Annotated in this window: 2 protein-coding genes; both read left to right on the top strand. The window is 53.4% G+C overall.

Features of this window, described 5'->3' with window-relative positions:
* On the top strand, positions 1–183 hold a 183-nt coding region (locus EF096_RS20515), incomplete at its 5' end, for a hypothetical protein (RefSeq protein WP_218565822.1).
* A gap of 14 nt (positions 184–197) precedes the next feature.
* Positions 198–1,669: tyrosine-type recombinase/integrase (locus tag EF096_RS20115; RefSeq protein WP_148079651.1), on the top strand; the 1,472-nt coding region annotated here is incomplete at its 3' end.

Genomic DNA, 1,669 nt, shown 5'->3' on the forward strand with positions numbered 1-1,669 from the left:
GTCGCCGCGATGCTCTTGCACCATCCGCACGGCTCGTTCACGGACTTCAGGGGAAAACTTGTTTGTCTTGTTCATGGCTTCATCTTCTCAGGAGTTGAAGCCTCCGCGAAACCCGGGGCGGTTCAGAGGAGACTCGCCGTTACGAACTGGCGAGCAGGCTTAGAGAGTTTCATCACTTCTTAGTGCAGCGCTTTGGCATGGATGAGCTGAGCTGGTCCGGTGTCATGGCTGCAGCCGGTAGTCTAATCGCGCCGACTTATGCTGATGCGAATTTCCTAACAGCTACTGAGTATCGTGACGCGTTGCAGATTGTTTTATCAGACGACGGCTTATCTGAACAAGCACGAATGCAATACGGTGGGATGTTGCTCTTTGGTTATAGATTTGGGCTCCGGTTTGGTGAAGCGCTGCGGCTGGAATATCGCGATGTCCAGCACGATTCTGGTGAGGTCATACTTTGGGTACGGAATACCGCGCACGGCGACACCAAAACATCCTCTTCTGTCCGAGTCGTTTATTTGTTGGAGCGTTTGGATGATGTAGAAAAGCATTTGGTTGAACGTCTGGTGGGTGCGGCTGGAGCTGTATGGACGGAAGCCGCTTCGGTACCGCTGATGAGTGAAACCGCTGGTGCCAGGCTCTTGATTGATCGACATCTTACAGCGCGCTATTTGAATACGTTGCTGAGGTCGCTAACCGGTGACGAAACGCTTAGATTTCACCATTTACGCCACGGCTGGGTTACACGGATGGTTGGTCGAGTTGAGGCGGTTGAACTACCTGGATTTGGCGACGAGAAAATAAGTGAGGAGGGGTGGGGCGAATTCGTCGGAGCAGACGCTTTATACCCCCTACGCAGCGTAATGGTGGCAACCGGTCATGCGGATGAGCACACCACCTTGGCTAGCTATGCGCACTGCATCGATCAGGTGGCCCACGCTCACCTGAGGGGCTCGAGTCCTGCATTGTCTGATTTCGCGTTGGCGTACTCGCTTCAAATCGCTTATGCGACTGTGCGGCGCAGGAGGGCTCGCGGCCCGCTCAGTGGTAGAAAGGTATCATTCATGCCGCATGGAGTCGAAACCCGGAAACGTGTTCCCAGAGCACCTACAACATTGAGTGGAAGTGCCTTCCCTAGAGAGCGCATTCGTTTGGAAGAAGTAGACCTTCTATTGAGGCAGGTGCGGTATACCGGTAGAGACATTCGAAGCGTGGCTAGCCGCCTTTTCCTAAATCAGGACAGGGCAGAAGCATTGCACTCGAAAGCAGTACGAATAGAGATTGAGTCGGGTTATGCCGGTTACGATTTGATTTCGATGGATTCAGACCTGATTCTCAGGTCGAGAGCGCCTAAGCTAAAGCGTGCGCAGCTATTTCACTCCGAAACCCTACGACTGCAGGGGTTGCTGGTTGAGTTAGAGGCTCGCAGAGCCTCTCTGTCCGAAGAGAGTTCTAACCTTTGGCTGCAGGGGCTCGGCACTTGGGCTAAGTCGGTGAACGTAGATTTGGCGTTATGCGTAGTCTCTGACACGAGAGAGCTGCAGGGGTTCTACCCCGTTACTGCGGACACTCTTGAAAAGAGGCACAATGTGCCAAAGGAGTGTTCATGTCCAAACGCAGAAAATACAGCCCTGAATTCAAGCGCGAAGCCATCGCGCTATCTCGCCAG

The sequence above is a fragment of the Pseudomonas neustonica genome (genome assembly GCF_003797945.1).
GTDB lineage: Bacteria > Pseudomonadota > Gammaproteobacteria > Pseudomonadales > Pseudomonadaceae > Halopseudomonas > Halopseudomonas neustonica.